Raw genomic sequence first — 1,541 nt, forward strand, 5'->3', positions numbered from 1 at the left:
AAACTATTGCTTAAAGCCCTTTTGTTTGCCTATTCAGAAGGCATCTTTTCAGGGCGGAAAATAGAAAAGATGATGCAAGAAAACCTAGCCATGCATTGGTTAACGGGTCAAACAGTTATCACGTATCGTACAATTAACCGGTTTAGAGCGTCCGAGTCAATCAAAGGAATTACTCGAGAGTTATATTGCACGTTCTCTATTCGACTAAAGCAGGAAAAGCTGATCGAAGGACAGTCGTTATTTATTGACGGAACAAAGATTGAAGCGAACGCAAACAAATATACGTTTGTATGGAAAAAAGCTGTAGACCGATTCTATCCGAGACTTAAGCAGAAAGAACTAGAGTATTACAACCAAGAAATCGCCCCCCTTATCGACCAAGCGGTCGAAAGAGATACTAACCAAGAATTTTCAAAAGAAGAAATCACAGAACTCCAACATTTATTAGAAGAAGAACTTCAGAATGTAGAAGATGATCTAACCTCTGCCAATGAAAAAGAAACACTCAGTCGATTAAAGAAGAAAAGACGGTCCTTGAAAAAGCACAGAAATCGTCTCAAAAATGATTTTATACCTAGGGAACAAAAGTATGAAAACTATTATGAAACCTTTGACGACCGAAATAGCTTTTCGAAAACGGATAAAGACGCGACGTTCATGCGCATGAAAGATGATCATATGATGAATGGACAGCTCAAACCGGGTTACAATATCCAAATCGCAACAGAAAACCAGTTTGTTTTGCATACTCAAATTTATCCCAATCCAACCGATACTAAAACACTCATTCCTTTTTTAGATTCTCTTCCAGAAGTGATTAAACCTTCTGATTATATCGTCGCAGACGCAGGATATGGAAGCCAAGAGAATCTGGACTTTTTAGACCAGTCCCCCTGGACTGGATTGGTCAAGTACGGAATGTATGAAAAAGAACAGAAGAAAAAATACAAGAAATCAGATAAGAACCTCGAAAACTGGACATATGATGAAGAACAAGATACGTATACTCATCCTGATGGAACGTTGTACGCACACGGCTATATTCGGCGCCAAAAAACGAGTACTGGCTATATCAAGTTTTCTCATGTGTACCATTCGACTGATCCAACCTATCGAAATGGTAAGAAAACCTTGTGGATTAATTACGCGTACGAAGAACAAAAACTTAAAATCAAAGAAAAGCTTTCATCTGAAAAAGGGGCTAAATTGTATGGACAGCGAAAAATCGATGTCGAGCCAACTTTTGGTCAGGTGAAGGCCAATTTAGGTTTCACTCGATTTTCAGTACGTGGAAAATCAAAAGTGGAAACGGAAACCAACTTGATCTTTATGGCAAATAATCTAAAAAAATACAATAAAAGAAGCAAAGTTAATGAACGATAAAAAAGAAAAAACCGAGTAGGTTTGTACATAAGTACAATTCTACTCGGTTTAACTTTATTTTACTCCGGTTGAGACTTTTGTCCCAGCCCCTTTTTTACCAGTCTGCCAGACAACCTTCACAGGGTGCCGGATTCAAACGCAAAAAAAGGGGCTGGGAC

1 protein-coding gene is annotated in these 1,541 nt (G+C 38.4%); it reads left to right on the forward strand.

Features of this window, described 5'->3' with window-relative positions; all coding sequences use genetic code 11:
* The coding region (locus tag ADIAL_RS02095) for an IS1182 family transposase (RefSeq protein WP_034299501.1) at positions 1-1,383 on the forward strand (1,383 nt) is incomplete at its 5' end.
* Positions 1,384-1,541: the final 158 nt, after the last annotated feature.

The organism is Alkalibacterium sp. AK22 (assembly GCF_000585255.1).
GTDB lineage: Bacteria > Bacillota > Bacilli > Lactobacillales > Carnobacteriaceae_A > Alkalibacterium.